Origin of the sequence: Occultella kanbiaonis, assembly GCF_009708215.1 — a bacterium.
In the GTDB taxonomy this organism is placed as follows: domain Bacteria; phylum Actinomycetota; class Actinomycetes; order Actinomycetales; family Beutenbergiaceae; genus Occultella; species Occultella kanbiaonis.
Genome location: NZ_CP046175.1, coordinates 4,687,134 through 4,702,601, shown reverse-complemented (window position 1 = coordinate 4,702,601; position 15,468 = coordinate 4,687,134). Strand labels below are relative to the sequence as shown.

Here is a 15,468-nt window from a genome sequence, read left to right as displayed (position 1 = left end):
GTTTTGGCGAACGCCGACGGCGGCGGGTACAGTGGGCGCGCCCCGCGGCTCCACCTGCGGGGCATCCGCCGCCTTAGCTCAGTCGGCAGAGCGTCTCACTCGTAATGAGAAGGTCCAGGGTTCGATTCCCTGAGGCGGCTCCACGACAACGGCGAGATCCCAACGAACAGTCGGGGTCTCGCCGTTCCTGTTCCCGGCCGCCGGGGCCACCACGAGGGCCGACGGTGCGGTCGCTCGTGTCCGACCCGTCAGGCTGGCGGGTTCCAGCCCATGACGGCGTCGGCGCCCCGTGAGATCGCGCTCGTGGGAGCCATCCGGACCAGCGTGTTGCGAAGGCCCTGGAACCGCGGACCGAGGTGGGAGCCGAACCGGGCCGTGACGAGCGCGGTGCGGGAGATCGCACGGCAGCGGGGCCGCCGCTGGGAGTCGTAGGCCGCCAGCGCTGCGGCCAGGGGGCGCCCTGCTGCGGCCGGGGCGCCGACCAGTCTGGCGACGCTGATGCCGTCCTCCAAGGCGGTGGCGGCGCCCTGCCCGACGGTTGGTAGGCCACCGTGGGCTGCGTCTCCGGTGGCGACCATCCGGCCGATGACGTAGCGGGGCATGCCACCTGGCAGGTACAGGACGTCGTGGCGCATCACCGCGCCCGGGTCCGTCTGCTCGATCAGGTCGACGATCACGGGCGCCCAGTCGGTGAACCGGTCGCGGGCCGCCGCATGCTCGTCCAGCAGCCGGAGCCCCTCGGGCATCTTGACGTACCCGTACCAGTAGGTCTGATCCGGTCCGACCGGCATCGTCCCGAACTCCGCGTGCGGCCCCCAGTACTGACGCAGGACGGAGGGCTGCAGTGCGAGCGGTGTCACAGCCCGCCAGCTGGAGTAGCCCGAGTAGGCCGCTCGCGCGGACGGGGTCAGCGCGGCGCGCACGGCGCTCCGGACGCCGTCGGCGGCCACCACGAGATCGGCCGCATGTTCGGCGCCCGTCGTGCGCACCACGGCCTGCTCTCCGTCGGGTGATCCAGGGCGTGCGCCGGTGACCGTGATCCCTGTCACGAGGTCGATGTCCAGGTCCCGAACGCGCTGCAGCAGCGCCGAGTGCAGCCTGGCGCGGTGCACGCCTCGCATCGCGACGGCGTCGACGTCGTCCGCGATCGGACGAATCGGGCGACCGTGCAGGTCATACACGCCGCCCGCGCGCGTCGGCACCCCGAGACCCTCGATCGCGGAATCGTCGAACCCGAGACCACGCAGCGCGGCGACGCCGTTGCGCGCGAGCGCGACGCCGGCCCCGACCTCGCCGAGTTCGGTGGCCTGCTCGAGCACGGTGACGTGCCAGCCCGCCTGCGCCAGGCCGAGGGCCGAGGCCAGCCCGGCGATGCCGCCACCGGCCACCACTGCTGTCGGTTCCATCATCGCTCCCGTCGATTCCTGTTCCACAACACTTGTTGTGGTACATATGTTGTCATACTGGGCTGGTGCCCCGCACCAACCCACGACGACGCGACGCCCTCGCAGACGCCGCCATAGAGATCACGGCGGTCGCCGGTGTCGGAGGGGTCACGCACCGTGCCGTCGATCGCGCAGCCCACGTGCCGATCGGCACGACCGCGAACTACTTCCCCAGCCGTGACGAGCTGCTCGGCGCTGCAGCTCGCCGGGTCGCCGAGCTCCACCTCGCCGAGTCGACGGCCGCGACGGCTGCGGCCGCCACGAAGCAGGCGGGTGACGCAGCCGGCCGGCTGACCGACCTGCTTGCGGCGTCGTTGGTCATGGCCGCCACCACGCACCGGACCCGCTACCTCGCGATCTACGAGCTGCAGTTGGAGGCCCAACGGCGACCAGCGCTGGCCGGTGCGCTCGCCAGGCTCGCTGAGGCCGCCGAGGCGCAGACGCAGGCGGTGCATCTCGCGCTCCGGGACGCGGGCGCCCCGCCCGGCGCGGTGCCGTTGCTGATCACGCTCTACGGTGGCGCCCTGTTCATGCTGGTGACCGGGCCCGGCCCTGTCGACGCCCTCGCGGTCCGACGCCTGGTCGAGGCGATGGTCACCGGCGCACGAAGCGCCGGCTGACCGGCCGGAGACTGGTCGCGGCAGGAGCGGCCATGCGAGACCAACGAGTTGGCGGCTTGCACGTCGATGAATCATCAGGCGCACTCGGGTCGAAATGATGAGTTGGAGCGACCCGAGCACGAGGCAGTCGCACTGTTCTGGCGGTTCATGATCGAGAAGTTCGGAGTCACGCCTGAACCGCGGATCTGACGGGTGATGGACCGCTGCGGTTCATGACCCCGGATCGCGATGAGTTGGTGAGTGTGTCGTACCCCGCGGCATGGTTTCATGGCCCGATGAGCGAGCCCGAGACGCAGTCGAACGAGTTGAACGTCCCGAACCCCGGTCCGGTGGGGTCGGCGGTCGTCCTCACCTTCGGGGTGGCGTTACTGGTGATCGGCTGGGCCGCGATGGATCAGGCCCGGCAGATGAGCCTGGTCTGGGAGCTCACCGGCGAGTCCCTGGGCGACCCCGGCCGTGCCTGGCTGACCACCGGGTTCATCATTGCGGTCGTTGGCCTGCTCGCCACCCTCGTCGGGGTGTACCGGCTGGCCGTCGGCGTCGACTATGCCGCACGCCGGTGGGCAGCGCAGGGCACGCGGAAGTAGGCCCAGGCTCACTGGGACGAGGCGGCGAGGACGTACCAGAACCACAGGAGCAGTACCGCGTCGTCCACCGGAATGCTCGGTTCGCAGTCCAGCCGGACGTAGTTCGGGAACCCACCCGTGTAGCCCGTGTGTCCCACCTGGGCACCGGCCCGCCACAGCGTGAGCCCGACCGAGAGCGTGCCCTCCTTGCGCAGTCCGTACCAGCCCGAGCCGGAGCACGCGTGCCAGGACGTGCTGCTCCCGCGTTCGCGCTGCACCGAGAAGGTCGGCTCGGCGGCGCCGTCCGGGGTCGCCTGGTAGTCGTTGCCCCGGCGAAGCTTCCAGGGTCTGCCACCGATGCTTGCCTTGCTCGTCCTGCTCCAGGGCGAGATCGGGATCTGGGCGACCTCGGCGCCGTCGAGCCGGATCACGTTGCCCCGTCCCCAGTCAAGCCGCATCGTCGCATTGTGCCACCGCCGGTCACGGCTCACCCGGGCAGGTCCCACATGGCGGCAGTACAGTGCGCGCCCCGCCGCTCCAGATGCGGAGCACCCGCCGCATTGGATCAGTCGGCGGAGCGTCTCACTCGTCATGAGAGGGACCAGGGTTCGATTCCCTGAGGCGGCTCCGGTAGGAACTCGGCCCCAGCACTGATGAAAGTCGGCGTCGGGGCCCTGCTGCGTCCGATGCGGGGCGCCGACGCGCTGCGACCGTCTTGACATCGCGAGTCGATGGTGGGACTTTCCTCACAGCGGGCCGCCGCGGTGCGCTCGTTTCGGTGTGACGGACGGGAAGACTGATGGCCGGAAACCCCGTGAGGGCGAGTTATCGTCACCGCGCTCGACTGCATCCGAGACGGCCCGCGTCCAGCCTGACGGACACGTGGACCATGGTCGACGGGGTGGACGTGTTCTATCGCGCGTCGCTGGCTTCGCCGGGTGCGCCGGTCATGACGCACCTGCACGGCTTCGGGCTGTCCGGTCGGTACCTGCTGCCGACCGCCGAGTTGCTCGCGGACGAGTTCCTCACGTATGTGCCCGATCTTCCCGGCTTCGGGCGCAGCGGACGACCTCGCGATGTGCTCGACGTGCCCGACCTCGCTCACGCGGCGGCCAGATTCCTGGACGACCGCGGGGTGAGGTCGACCACGCTGGTGGGCAACTCGATGGGATGTCCGGTCATCTGCGAGTTCGCGCACCGGTACCCCGAGCGTCTGGATCGCGCCGTTCTGGTCTCGCCGGCCGGGGGGATCCAGAACCAGCCGCTCCGACGCGCGATCGGTCAGCTCACGAAGGACGGCAGACGGGAGCCGGCCAAGATGCTCAGCGTGGCGACGCCGGACTATCTGCGGTTCGGCGTACCAAGCACGGTGCGGTTGTTCCGCGCGCTCACCCGGTACCCGACGCTCGAGCGACTGCTCGAACTGTCGTTGCCGACACTGGTCGTGCTCGGCGACCGCGACCCGCTGCTGCCAGGTGCCGAACGGATCCGGGAGGTCGCCGGGCAGACCGACAACCATGTGCTCGTCGTCATCATCGAGGGCGCTGCGCACGCGATCAACTTCAGCCACCCGGGTGAACTCGCCCACGCCATCAGGCTCTTCATGCGGGACGAGCCCATCGTCGATGACCCGGACTCGCCCGGAACCGCATCGGTCTACGAGATCCATCGGGGCACGCTGCACCCGCCGGCGAAGCCGAAGCCAGACGGCGGAGGAGCGCCAGGCGGGTGATGGGCGCGGTCGGACGGGGCGGTCGGTGATGCTGCGGGACGGAGGCGACGACGACCGGTCAGGCGGTCACCGGGCGAGTTCCGCGCGATAGTGCGCCGTGAGCGCCGGGTAGTACTGGTCGAAGTCGATCGCGGCGAGGTCGGCGCCGGTCTCGCCGGCGACCATGCGGTCCAGGTAGTAGTCCCACCCCGGGCCGACTCCCTCCGCCAGGGTGTCCGAACCGACCTCCTGGGCGAACGTCAGCGTCGTGACGCCGTCGGCCTCGGCGAGGTCGATCTGCCAGGTCCACTCGATGGTGCTGTCATCGGGTCGCGCCGACCGCATCACGAGGCGTCGCGGCGCGTCGCACACGTCGATGTGGATCGTCTCCGCCGGCGCGTCCGCAGCCTCGGCGGTCATCCAGAACGACACCGAACCACTGGTGGGGTCTCCCGCCCAGTGGCCGATCCAACGCACCAGCCGGTCCGACTCGGTCGTCGCCGCCCAGACGTCGGTGATCGGTGCCCGGAAGGTCCGTTCGAAGACGAGGTAGGCCGTCCCGTCCCGTTCCTCTCGTCGTCCCGTGGCCCGGGGCGTGGGTGTACTCGTCATGCTGACTCCTCCGTGGTGGTTCGGTTCCTGTCCGAATGGGGCGTGGCGTGGTCGCGGACGGTGCGTCGCACCTCGAGGTCGAGGCCGTCGAGTGCGGTCTCGTCGAAGCGCGGTGCCGGCACGAGGGTTGCGAGGTAGTCGGTTACCGGACTCAGGCCGCCGCGTGCCAACCGGTAGTGCCGCTCCCGGCCGACGTCGTCGGCGGTCACCAGGCCTGCCTCGCCGAGCACCCGCAGGTGCCGGCTGATGGCCGGCCTGCTGATGGCGTGCTCGCCCGCGAGGTCGACGACCCGCGCCGTCCCACGGGCCAGCCGGCTCACGAGGTCCCGGCGGACCGGGTCCGCGAGGGCGGCGAACGCATCCATTCGTAATTGGTAACGAATAAGCTACCAATCTGTCAATACTGTCCTGGGTGTGTGTTGTTTCAGGACGCAGAGGAAACGGGTGCGTGACGGCGGACCGCTGCTCAGCCTTGACCGGCGTCCCTGTGTGGGTCGATCAGGCGGACACCGTCCGGGAGTGGAGTGCCTCTGGTGAGCGCACCATCCAGCCAGAGTTCGATCAACCCAGCCAGTTCCTCGGGATGGCTGAAGTTCGCTGCGTGCGCTGCTTGCCGCAGGAGCGCGATGGTGATGTGTTCGTCAGCGAGTCGGCCGAGCTCGCGAACGCGGGCGGGTGGCGGCATGAGTGGATCGCGCCCACCGAGGATAGCCAGGGTCGGCACGGGTGTGCGAAGGAGGCGCTCCAGCGAGGGGAAGAGGGTCAGTTCGTGGAACAGGCGAAGCCCGTTGATCGGTCCGAACCTTAGATAGTCCGGAAGTGCGATCGGTGCCATGCTCGGGCTCTCTCGAGCGACATCGGTCACCAACTGGCGTAGCCCGCGGCTCAGGGGCTGGTTCTGCACCCCCCCGGCAGGTGCGACCAGCACAAGGCGTTCGACTCGCTCAGGTGCGCCGTGCGCCACCTCAAGTGCGATCGGGCAACCCATCGAGTTCCCGATCAGCACTGCTCGGTCGATGTCCAGCGTGTCGAGAAGTGTGAGCACCGCCGTCGCGAGCGCGGGGATACCCAGGACGTGGGCGCGCCGCGAGCTGCGTCCGTACCCGGGCAGGTCGGGCACCACGTTGATCCTGCGCTTGGCCAGTACGCGGGCGGTCGGCATGAGGTACGCCCCGGAGATACCGAAGCCATGGATGTGGACGAGGGGTGGGCCGGACCCTTGCGTGCTCCGCCGACAGTAGACGATTGCGCCGTCGACCTGCAGCCGCTCTGCCACCCATCCGGTGCCGTCGGTCGACATGGCAGGCTCTTTCCAGGAGCAGGGAGGTGGTCCGGCAGATGCGGGCTGAGCTGGAACGGCTTTCCGTTCACCGAATGGTCCTTCAGTGCAGTGCCACCTTGAGGAGTGCGACGAGCACCCCGATGCCGGCGCCCGCTGCGGCGCTGGCAATCCTTCCCTTTGCATCGAGACCGCCCCGTGCACCGGCCCGGTAACTGTAGAAGGCCAGCAACGCGATGGTCGCGAGTAGCGCCGTCCATGCCGACGCGTCCAGGCTCGCCCCGGCGAGGCGCGTCAGGAGGAGAACGGCCAATGGCAGGATCGACGCGGCGGCGACCGGCGCGGCCTCGGTCAGGGCGTGTCTGAGTGCCGTGGCCGGATGATGGCCCTGGGTGAGCGCACTACTGATCGTTGCGGCATGCAGGTGCGCTATCCAGTAGACGCCGACGGTGACGATGATCATCAGGCTCAGTTGCGCCGTCGAGTCCGCGTGACCGACGCCGTACGCGATCACGGCGGCACAGACCACGGTCCCGATGATCGCGCCTTCACTGCCTGAGACGAGATCGAGCGGAACTGAGCGGCGGTCATCCGGCACCGAAGGTCTCCAGGAGCACGGCGCGCTCGGCAGCCGTGAGGTTGGTGTGGATCAACTTGCTGTCGCGGCCGCGGAACCGGTCACCGAGGGCGTCCAGGTCCGTGTTCTCCGTGACCAAGAACAACGCAGAGGTGCCAGGACCGACCTCGGTCCGGATCCGCTCCAGATCCTCCTTCGTGATGCCGGTTCCCTCCGTTGCCTTTGCGAGGGCACCGATCCCAGCACCGAGTACGACCCCCGCCACCGGGATCGTGAACAGTGCGCCTACGAGGATTCCCCAGAGCGCCCCCCACGCGGCGCCGCGCTTCGGGCTGTCGTGGTCGTGGTGGAGTTCGGGCTTGTCGGCTCCCTCGGGCCAACTCATGACGGCGTGGTCGACTATCGTGACCACGCCATCGGCGGCCGCCGCCTTCAGCGCGCTCTCAGCGTGCGCGGCGCCGTCGGGGTCTTCGTACTTCCACACTGTGAATGTGGTCATCTCGCACCTCTTTGTGTTGTTGGGCTCTTGCAGTTCGCGGGCCTCACGGGTGAGCCCGGTCCAGACCGGGGGCCCCGGGCCGTGGTGGAACTTCCTGAGGAAACTGCGGTGACGAAGCTGAACGACATCGGACCATCCTCGTTTCAGGCCACGGCGGGTGTGAGACCAATGGGTAGCGCCACCGGCTCCGTGGGCCCCGCGCGCCACCTGAGGATCGCCTTGATCAGTTCTTCGACCACGACGATCGAGGAGGCGATCCCGATGCAGATGCACCATTGCTCGAAGGTGAGTCCGGTCGTCCCGAAGATCTCCTGGAGGAAGTTCAGTGCCGTGATCAGCACGATCGCGAGCAGCGCGACGGCGTAGCGCCGCAACTGCACAGCGCCGGGAATCGAATTGCGGTCGAACATGGTCCCGGTCTGGTCACGGCTCAGCAGTGCCCCGAAGAGGTGGAACAGCGCCAGTGTGGTCAGCAGCATCGTCGCGGCCACGACGGCACCGCCCTGGCCCGCACCGATCTGGTACGCGACCAGCGAGCCGACGGTCATCACCGCGCCCTGCACGCAGAGCCGGATCCAGTTGGTGCGGGAGAGCACCGGCGCGCTGATCGGCCGAGGGGCGCGCGACATCAGACCGCGGGCGGGCTGGTCGAAGCCGAGCGCGATGGCGAGCGGGATGTCGATCACCATGTTGATCCAGAGGATCTGGAGGGGGTTCAGCGGCGCACCGTTGGCGATGCCGAAGATGCCGGCCCCGATGAAGATGGCTATGTAGGCGACCAAGGTGGACATCTGGAAGCGCAGGTACTTCAGGAGGTTGTCATAGAGGGAACGCCCGTAGGACACCGCGCCGACGATCGTCGCGAAGTTGTCGTCGGTGAGGATCATGACGGCGGCTTCCTTCGAGACCTCCGTGCCGGTGATACCCATGGCGACGCCGATGTCGGCGGTCTTCAGGGCCGGGGCGTCGTTGACCCCGTCCCCGGTCATCGCTACGACGTCGCCCTTCTCCTTGAGCAGCCTGACCAGGCGAACCTTGTCCTCGGGTGCGACGCGAGCGACGACGCCGATGTCGTCGAGTTCCCGGAGGAGTTGCGCGTCACTCATCGAGGCGAACTCCGCACCGGTGACGGCCCGGCCCTCGATGCCGAGCTCGCTCGCGATCGCGGCAGCGGTGCTGGCGTGGTCGCCGGTGATCATGCGGACCCGGATGCCGGCCTCGTGGCACTCGCCGATGGCGGCCTTCGCCTCGGGCCGTGGCGGGTCGACGATGCCGACCATCGCCAGCAGGGTCAACTCCTGGACGAGTCCGATGAGGTCGTCGTCGGCCCCCACCGTGCCCGGCTCGAGGTCGCGTTCAGCGACGACCATGACCCGCTCGCCGGCGTTCGCGATCCGGTCGTTCGCTTCGAGTGCGAGATGCCGGTTGGCTTCGGTGAGCGGCAGAACCGTGCCGTCGGGCTGCCGCACGGAGGTCGACCTTGCGATGAGGACGTCGGGTGCTCCCTTGACGTAGCAGCGAACCACCGGCCGTCCGTCATCCGAGGTCACGGTGTGGAATGTCGCCATGAACTTGTAGTCGGAGTCGAAGGGCACCTCGGCAACGCGAGGGTAGGCGGCCCGCGTCTCGGTGATGTTGAGTCCGCCCTTGGCTCCGAGCACGATGAGAGCACCCTCGGTAGGATCGCCGATCAGGGACTCGCCGTCGAGGACGGCGTCGGCGCAGAGCACCATCGGGAGCAGGTATGGATCCAGGTCGTATCGCTCGCCCCCGACATGGCTGATGTCACCGACCGTGCTGTAGCCCTCCCCTGAGACGGTGTAGCGGTGGTGTCCGGGGATCACGATCTCGCGTGCCGTCATCTTGTTGAGGGTGAGCGTGCCGGTCTTGTCCGAGCAGATCGCCGACGTCGAGCCCAGCGTCTCCACGGCGGGCAGCCGTTTGACGATCGCATTGCGACGGGCGATCTCGCGCGTGCCCATCGAGAGCAGGGCGGTCACCACGGCGGGCAGACCAGTGGGGATCGCGGCGACCGCCAGGGCGACGCCGGTGATGAACAGGGTATCGAACGTCGCACCCTGAGCCAGTCCCAACAGGATCACCAGGACGAGGGCCACCGCCGCAATCGAAGCGATGATCTTCGACAGCGAGTCGAGCTGCTTCTGCAGGGGGGTCTTGCTCGTCTCGGTGTTGGCCAGCATGTGCGCGATGTGCCCGATCTCGGTGTCCATCCCGGTGGCCGTCACGATCACCTCTCCGCGGCCTCGCGTGACCGAGGTGTTCATGTAGGTCATGCACCGCCGGTCGCCCAGCGGGACGTCGGTACCTGGGACCGGTTCGATTGTCTTGCCGACCGGGAGGCTCTCGCCGGTCAGGGCGGCCTCCTCGATCTCGAGGGTCGCGGCGAGTGACACGCGACCGTCGGCCGGGATCCGGTTGCCGGCCTCGACCAGCACCACATCGCCGGGCACCAACTCCTCGGCGTCGAGTTCGGTCGGCTGACCGTCACGACGGACCCGCGCGATCGACTTCATCATCTGGGAGAGCGCCTTGACGCTCTCCTCGGCCTTCGCCTCCTGGCGTAAGCCGATGACGGCGTTGAACACCGTCAGTCCGGCAAGGACCACCGTCGTAGCCGTGTCCTGGGTCACGAGCTGGTTGATCAGCGCAGCGCCGAGGAGCACCAATTGCATGAAGTCCTGGTACTGCCGCACGAAGGCTCGCCATGCGGGCTCCTGCTTCCCACTGGCGAGCCGGTTCGGCCCGTGGGAGGCAAGGCGCGATCGGGCCTCGTCGCTGGAGAGTCCAACAGCCGGATCGACACCGAGTTCGCGGGCGACGTCGTCCGCCTCCATAGCGACTGGGTCCCGAGGGCTCTCGGCGCCGGGAATGTCAGCGTTCACGGTCGCCATCGTTGACCTCCACGGATCAGTGCGGTTCTCACCGATGGTGCTGAGACGCTGGGTGGTTGCGCTCCACCCTCGGCGGGGTGGGTTGATCTGGTGCCCAGCCCTGCCGCGACGGCCGTGCCGGCGAATCCTGCATTCTGGATGAAGCCAGGCCGGTGTGCCGGGGATACCGTGGCGTGCATCGGCCCACTCGGAGGGCTCAAACCATCGGGTACTCATGGCAGACGATCCACGTGGCTCCAGGCTGGTGCAGCGAGGGCGATACGACTCGCCGTTCTTCAGGTCCAAGTTCCGCGTTCCCACCACACCGGCGCACTTCATCCGCAGACCGCGCCTCGTGAGGCTGCTCGAGGATCTCAACGAGTGCCCGGTTCTGGCTCTCGTTGCGCCGGCAGGTGCCGGGAAGACGGCGCTCGCAGCCGACTGGATCACTCATACCGGGCGGCGAGCGATCTGGCTGGCACTCGATGACGCGGACCGTGACCCGCAGCAGCTCACGACGGCGCTCGCCGCCACCGTCGACCAACTCGCCCCAGGCTGTGCCGATAGCACCATGTCCGTGCTCCGTCGCCCGCACAGACCCGAGGACGCGGTGCACGCGCTGGTCGATGTGCTCGAGGACATCGAAGCAGACCGGACAGTGCTGGTCATCGACGATGTTCACCTCGTGGACGACGATGCCTCGGCGTCGTCGTGCCTTGCGGCATTCATCGAGCACAAGCCCGCCTGGCTGGATCTGTTGGTGCTGACCCGGCGCCGGCTGAGGCTGCCCGTTGACAGGTTCCGGGCCAGCGGTCTGCTCGCCGATCTCTCCTTCGAGGCGCTGAGGTTCTCGGATGCCGAGGCGATGGCGATGCTCGTCGGGCTGTGTCCGGACGCGGCCCCTGACGAGCTGTCCGAGGTCGCCCAATGGGCCGGCGGCTGGGCGGCTGCCCTCCAACTCTCCGCTCTCGCAGTTCGGTCACAAGGGGCGGACGGTATCCGACGTTCGGGCCACGAGAACGAAGCCACGACCGGGTCCGGTCGCCTCGTCGACGAGTACCTGTGGCACGAGGTGCTGCGAGCGGAGCGACCCGAGATGATCAGTCTGCTCCTGGGCGTGTCGGTGGCGGACCGAGTGAACTACTCGCTCGCCGAGGCGCTCACCGACAGCTCCGGGGCAGGCGAGATGCTCGCCGAGGCGGAGCGCCGTGGCCTGTTCGTCACGGCCCTGGAGCCCGGCGGCTGGTTCGAGGTGCACGGACTTGTCAGGGACCTGCTGCGGGCCGAGCTCGGGCGTCGGCAGCCTGAGCGTCTTCGAGACCTTCATGCCCGGGCGGCCCGTTGGTTCGAGGCCACCGACGACAGCACGAGCGCTGTCGAGCACTGGCTGTCGGCGGGAAGGCCGCGCGAGGCGCTCCGTCTGCTCGCCGACCTGGCAGTCGACCTCTTCGATGGCGGCCGAGCGTCTGCCATGCGCCGCATGACGGAGGAGATCTCTCCGAGCTCCTTCGTCTCGGACCCGGAGGCGATGATCGAGTATGCATGGTGCCAGATGCCGATCGACCGTCAGTCGTTCCAGATTGCCTTGGCCGCCGCGCAGTCATCGCAGCCGGTGAGTGGCCACAGTGCCGGCAGGCTGGAGATCCTCCGGGCCGCAGCGGCGATCACCTCCGGAGACTGGCACCGCTGCGAGGACCAGGCCCGGGCCGCGCTGGACGCGTTCGACGGGCCGGCCTGGCTCGACTCCCTGGGAAGGTTCGGCTGGAGTCTGGTCGCGCGCGGCATCGCTCTCGACGAGCGATGGTTCGACGGCGGCCCGGAGGTCGAGGAGGTCGTCCGGGGGGTCAGCCACGACCCCGAGCGTGCTGTCGCCCTCGAGGGTACCCGTGCCGTCGCGCTAGCTCTGGGTGGCTACCCCCTCGACGCTGTGCGAACGGCGGCCAGGGTGCGGCCGATCGCAGAGGCCGGCGACATGGGCACGCTCCGGGTCGACCTCGCCTTGGCTGATGCCATCGGCATTCGAGAGCTCGGGGACCACGGACAGGCCAGGCAACTGCTGGAGGATCTGTCGTCGCAATCGTCGTACCCGAACGTGTTCGTCCAGTTCCTGGCCCAACTCGAACTCGTAGAGCTGCACCTGTCGGAAGGCGCCCTCGATTGCGCCAGGTCCGCGTTCCGGTCGGCCGCCGAGATCTGCGAATACGACTTCGGAGGACGTGGCGCTACCGACTGCTTGGCGCGTCGCGGCGTTGTGCTCGGACTCGCGTGCCGTGAGCCCGGCGATGCCGCACACTGGGCCCGGCAGATCGAGGACCCGTTCTGGCGTCCCGTGAGTGACGCCCGAGTGTTACTGGCCGCGCAGCGGCGCACGGAGGCCGCCGGTTCGCTCGCGCTCGCTGTGCCTCGGTGTGCGCGGCACCAGGTGGTTCGCCACCTGCTGCTGGGCCGCAGCCTCCACGGCAGCGATCGCGGTTCTGCGGAGAAGGAGGTTGCGGCGGCTGCGGAGATCGCCGCCGAGCACGGCATGCTGGAGACGGTCGGGGACAGTGGGCGCGATGTGCTCGACCTGCTCGAACTGGCCGCCTGGCGCGTGCCGGACGGATGGATGCGGCGGCTACGCCATGTCGTGGCGGGGGGTGAGGTTGTCCCCTCGCCGACCGGTGCTCTTGTGGCCGAGCTCACGGTTCGGGAACGTGGTGTGCTCCGGTTGCTGCCAACGCGCCTCACGCTCCATGAGATCGCCGATCAATTGTTCATCTCCTACAACACCGTGAAGTTCCACCTGCGTGTGATCTACCAGAAGCTCGGCGTCAACTCACGCGCGGAGGCAGTGGCGACCGCTCGCCGTCTGAGCCTGATGCGCTAGACCACTCTGGCGAGCAGAGCCGGAACATCTTCAACATCTGAAGTTCGAACTCCTCCTCGGACAGGAGGTCACGGTCGACGAGTGAGAGAAGCTGACGGACCTCGTCGACCCTCCACTTCATCACTGGACCGACGGTCGCGCCGACTGTCGTGTCCAGCATGGGGCTTGCGCGGAGCACCCCCACGCGGTCTCGTCGAGAACCAGCCACCCGTCTCATCTCATCGACCTCCGCCCGGCCGTCCTCGTCGAAACGCACGCTCGGCCTGCTCCAACCGGCTCCGTGGGATTCGCTCGCCACCGACGATCTGACCACCGCCGGACCGGGCCGCGTCCGCCAGCACCTTGGCCCAGAGGTCCTCGGCGACCAGGATCAGCGCGGACGTACGTGCGGGCAGCGCACGGCAGGCGACCACGATGTCGTCGTCACTGAGAAGTCGGCCCACCTCTCCATCCACGTCGCGCAGGTCCGCCAGCGCCGACACCAACTCGGGCTCGGTGACCGTGTACCTGCCTTCAGCGTCGATGGCGACCCCGACGAGGTCGAGGATCCTGATCCGTGACGACTCGACCAGGCTCCTCAGCGCCTGCGCGACCGTGAGGCTCGACGAGAGGTCGGGCAGGTTGATGACGACATACTCGACGAGGTCCGGGTCTGAAGCCAGCGGACCCTGGGCGCCCTGCTCGTTGCGTGGTGTCACCCGAATGCCATCCCTTCCGTGTCGCCCGTCGGCTTGGGCTCAGGGAGGCGAACCATCCGAAACGAGTTGGCCAGGCCGAGCAGAGCCGCGAGAGTGGGAACGGCCAACGCCACCTGCAACGCCAGCGGACGAGCTTCGGTGTTGATGCGTACGATCTCGTCCTGGATGACCTCCGGCTCGTCCGCCAACAGTTCCTCCAGATCGCTGTTGCTCATCAACTGGGCATCTCGATCGAGTGCCTCGGCGACCTGCACCTTGTCCTCGGGCGGCAGAACCGAACTCCCCTCGGCCTTGGCCGTGAACGTCAGCGACAGCGTCGCCAGCATGATGGCGCCGGCGAATGCCAGCCCGAAGGACAGGCCGAAGGATCCGGCGGCGGAGTTGATGCCCGCGGCTTCGCTGACGCGTTCCTCCGAGACCGGGCCGAGGGTGTAGTTGTTCAGTTGCGACACGAGCAGACCGAGCCCGCTGCCGGCCACGACGAGTGGGCCGACCAGCGCCCACCCGGACTCGGCACGCGGGACGATCGGCAACAGCGCCACTACTCCGGCTGCGAGCAGCAAGAATCCGATGCGAACGATCCGGCTCGGGCGACGGTCGCCTGCCTTCCGGCCGGCCAGGAGCGCGACCGCGAACATACTCAGGGACAGCGGGGCCATGGACAGCCCTGCCCCCATCGCGTTGTACTCGAGAACCATCTGCAGGTAGATGGGGAGCGCGATCATGGCACCCCCGAGGGCGACCTGTTGCAGCATCTGCTGGGAGATACCGAGCCGGAACGTCGGGATCTTGAACAGGTCGGGGTCGACCAGGGTCGGGCGGTTCTTCTTCTTCCGACTGACCAACCAGCGGACGAGGGAGCCCAGGGCGACCACGCCGACCACGAGGAGCAGCAGGACGAACTCACCCCCTTCCTGCCACACGAGGACGCTGAGGACCAGCCCGCCCATCGCCAGGACCGAGAGCAGGGCACCGACCGGATCGACCGCACGCGACCCCGTGTACGGCGCGTCGTGCACCAGCCGGATCCCGGACAGCACGATCGCGATGATCACGACCTCCATACCGAACGCCACACGCCACGAGAGGTACGTGGTGATGAAGCCGCCGAGCAGGGGACCGACCGCCGCTGCGATGGCGGCAGCGGCACCCACCAGGGCGTACGCCTTGCGCTGGGCCGCACCCTCGAAGTTCCCGTGCACCAACGACTGCATCGCCGGCAGGAGCAAGGAAGCACCCAGGCCCCCGATCACGGCCCAGAAGACGACGATCGCCCTCAGGTCCTGCGCCACCATCATGGCGATCGCACCCGTCGCATACCCGAGTAGGCCGAGTACGTACGCACGCTTGCGGCCGATCAGGTCGCCAACCTTGCTCCCGATCAGAATGAACGCAGCAGAGACGAGTGCCTCGAGCGCGATCGCGGACTGCACCCCGCTGACGGTCGTGTCCAGGTCCCGGACCACCGCGGAGATCGAGACGTTCATTAGGGATGTGTCCACCACGAGGACGAACATGGCCATCGCGAGCAAGACCGCGAGCTTGGTCCCTGGCGAAGCCGCGGCTGCTCCTCCGTCTTGCTGGTTGCCCATGGTGCACCACCCCATGCCTGTGCCGGACGTGCCGTGCAGCCAAGGTAGTCCGGGACCGCCTGCCAGCAACCACCCGAACCGGGGTGGGCTGTGGCACCCTGCGCCCGCCCCA

General features: G+C 68.4%; 15 protein-coding genes and 2 tRNA genes. 6 read left to right on the top strand and 11 right to left on the bottom strand.

Going from position 1 to position 15,468, the window contains the following annotated elements; all coding sequences use genetic code 11:
* The first annotated feature begins 67 nt into the window (after positions 1–67).
* Positions 68–143 (top strand) — tRNA-Thr (locus GKS42_RS21600).
* Positions 144–248: 105 nt separating this feature from the next.
* Here the strand turns inward: GKS42_RS21600 and GKS42_RS21595 are convergent.
* Positions 249–1,406, bottom strand: coding sequence for an FAD-dependent oxidoreductase (locus GKS42_RS21595; protein ID WP_232847784.1), 1,158 nt, complete (start codon positions 1,404–1,406; stop codon positions 249–251).
* A gap of 65 nt (positions 1,407–1,471) precedes the next feature.
* Here GKS42_RS21595 and GKS42_RS21590 point away from each other — a divergent pair, with 65 nt between their 5' ends.
* A complete protein-coding gene (locus tag GKS42_RS21590) occupies positions 1,472–2,065 on the top strand; it encodes a TetR/AcrR family transcriptional regulator (RefSeq protein WP_154795699.1) in 594 nt (197 codons plus the stop codon).
* 275 nt (positions 2,066–2,340) lie between these two features.
* On the top strand, positions 2,341–2,652 hold the full coding sequence (locus tag GKS42_RS21585) for a hypothetical protein (RefSeq protein WP_154795698.1): 312 nt from the start codon (positions 2,341–2,343) through the stop codon (positions 2,650–2,652).
* An 8-nt stretch (positions 2,653–2,660) separates the two neighbouring features.
* On the opposite strand, the gene GKS42_RS21580 is transcribed toward GKS42_RS21585, so the two are convergent.
* A complete protein-coding gene (locus GKS42_RS21580; protein ID WP_154795697.1) occupies positions 2,661–3,089 on the bottom strand; it encodes a hypothetical protein in 429 nt (142 codons plus the stop codon).
* A 96-nt stretch (positions 3,090–3,185) separates the two neighbouring features.
* Between GKS42_RS21580 and GKS42_RS21575 the strand changes: the two genes are divergently transcribed.
* Positions 3,186–3,258, top strand: a tRNA-Thr gene (locus GKS42_RS21575).
* 262 nt (positions 3,259–3,520) lie between these two features.
* On the top strand, positions 3,521–4,363 hold the full coding sequence (locus tag GKS42_RS21570; protein ID WP_232847783.1) for an alpha/beta fold hydrolase: 843 nt from the start codon (positions 3,521–3,523) through the stop codon (positions 4,361–4,363).
* A gap of 66 nt (positions 4,364–4,429) precedes the next feature.
* Here GKS42_RS21570 and GKS42_RS21565 read toward each other — a convergent pair whose 3' ends face one another.
* The 7 genes from GKS42_RS21565 to GKS42_RS26650 all read right to left on the bottom strand — a co-directional run bounded on the left by GKS42_RS21565 (position 4,430) and on the right by GKS42_RS26650 (position 11,128).
* Positions 4,430–4,954, bottom strand: coding sequence for an SRPBCC domain-containing protein (locus GKS42_RS21565; protein ID WP_154795695.1), 525 nt, complete (start codon positions 4,952–4,954; stop codon positions 4,430–4,432).
* Entirely contained in the window at positions 4,951–5,319 is a 369-nt protein-coding gene (locus GKS42_RS21560) for an ArsR/SmtB family transcription factor (protein ID WP_154795694.1), read from the bottom strand. The genes GKS42_RS21565 and GKS42_RS21560 overlap by 4 nt, the downstream gene beginning before the upstream one ends.
* A gap of 101 nt (positions 5,320–5,420) precedes the next feature.
* The gene (locus GKS42_RS21555) at positions 5,421–6,254 is read right to left on the bottom strand and encodes an alpha/beta fold hydrolase (RefSeq protein ID WP_154795693.1); all 834 of its coding nucleotides are present in this window, start codon (positions 6,252–6,254) and stop codon (positions 5,421–5,423) included.
* Positions 6,255–6,336: 82 nt separating this feature from the next.
* Complete coding sequence (locus tag GKS42_RS21550; RefSeq protein ID WP_154795692.1) at positions 6,337–6,831, bottom strand: hypothetical protein; 495 nt, start codon at positions 6,829–6,831, stop codon at positions 6,337–6,339.
* Positions 6,821–7,309, bottom strand: a complete 489-nt coding sequence (locus GKS42_RS21545; protein ID WP_154795691.1) for a DUF1269 domain-containing protein — start codon at positions 7,307–7,309, stop codon at positions 6,821–6,823. Before GKS42_RS21545 ends, GKS42_RS21550 begins: the two co-directional genes overlap by 11 nt.
* Positions 7,310–7,452: 143 nt before the next feature.
* On the bottom strand, positions 7,453–10,221 hold the full coding sequence (locus tag GKS42_RS21540) for a cation-translocating P-type ATPase (protein ID WP_154795690.1): 2,769 nt from the start codon (positions 10,219–10,221) through the stop codon (positions 7,453–7,455).
* 196 nt (positions 10,222–10,417) lie between these two features.
* On the bottom strand, positions 10,418–11,128 hold the full coding sequence (locus GKS42_RS26650; RefSeq protein WP_168217947.1) for a hypothetical protein: 711 nt from the start codon (positions 11,126–11,128) through the stop codon (positions 10,418–10,420).
* Here GKS42_RS26650 and GKS42_RS21535 point away from each other — a divergent pair.
* Positions 11,066–13,066: a helix-turn-helix transcriptional regulator gene (locus tag GKS42_RS21535; RefSeq protein WP_487247353.1), complete on the top strand. Its 2,001-nt coding sequence runs from the start codon at positions 11,066–11,068 to the stop codon at positions 13,064–13,066. The genes GKS42_RS26650 and GKS42_RS21535 overlap by 63 nt on opposite strands.
* Before the next feature lie 218 nt (positions 13,067–13,284).
* On the opposite strand, the gene GKS42_RS21530 is transcribed toward GKS42_RS21535, so the two are convergent.
* Positions 13,285–13,764 (bottom strand): DUF6325 family protein, encoded by a 480-nt coding sequence (locus GKS42_RS21530; RefSeq protein WP_154795688.1) that lies wholly within the window; start codon positions 13,762–13,764, stop codon positions 13,285–13,287.
* The gene (locus GKS42_RS21525) at positions 13,761–15,356 is read right to left on the bottom strand and encodes an MFS transporter (protein WP_154795687.1); all 1,596 of its coding nucleotides are present in this window, start codon (positions 15,354–15,356) and stop codon (positions 13,761–13,763) included. Before GKS42_RS21525 ends, GKS42_RS21530 begins: the two co-directional genes overlap by 4 nt.
* Positions 15,357–15,468: the final 112 nt, after the last annotated feature.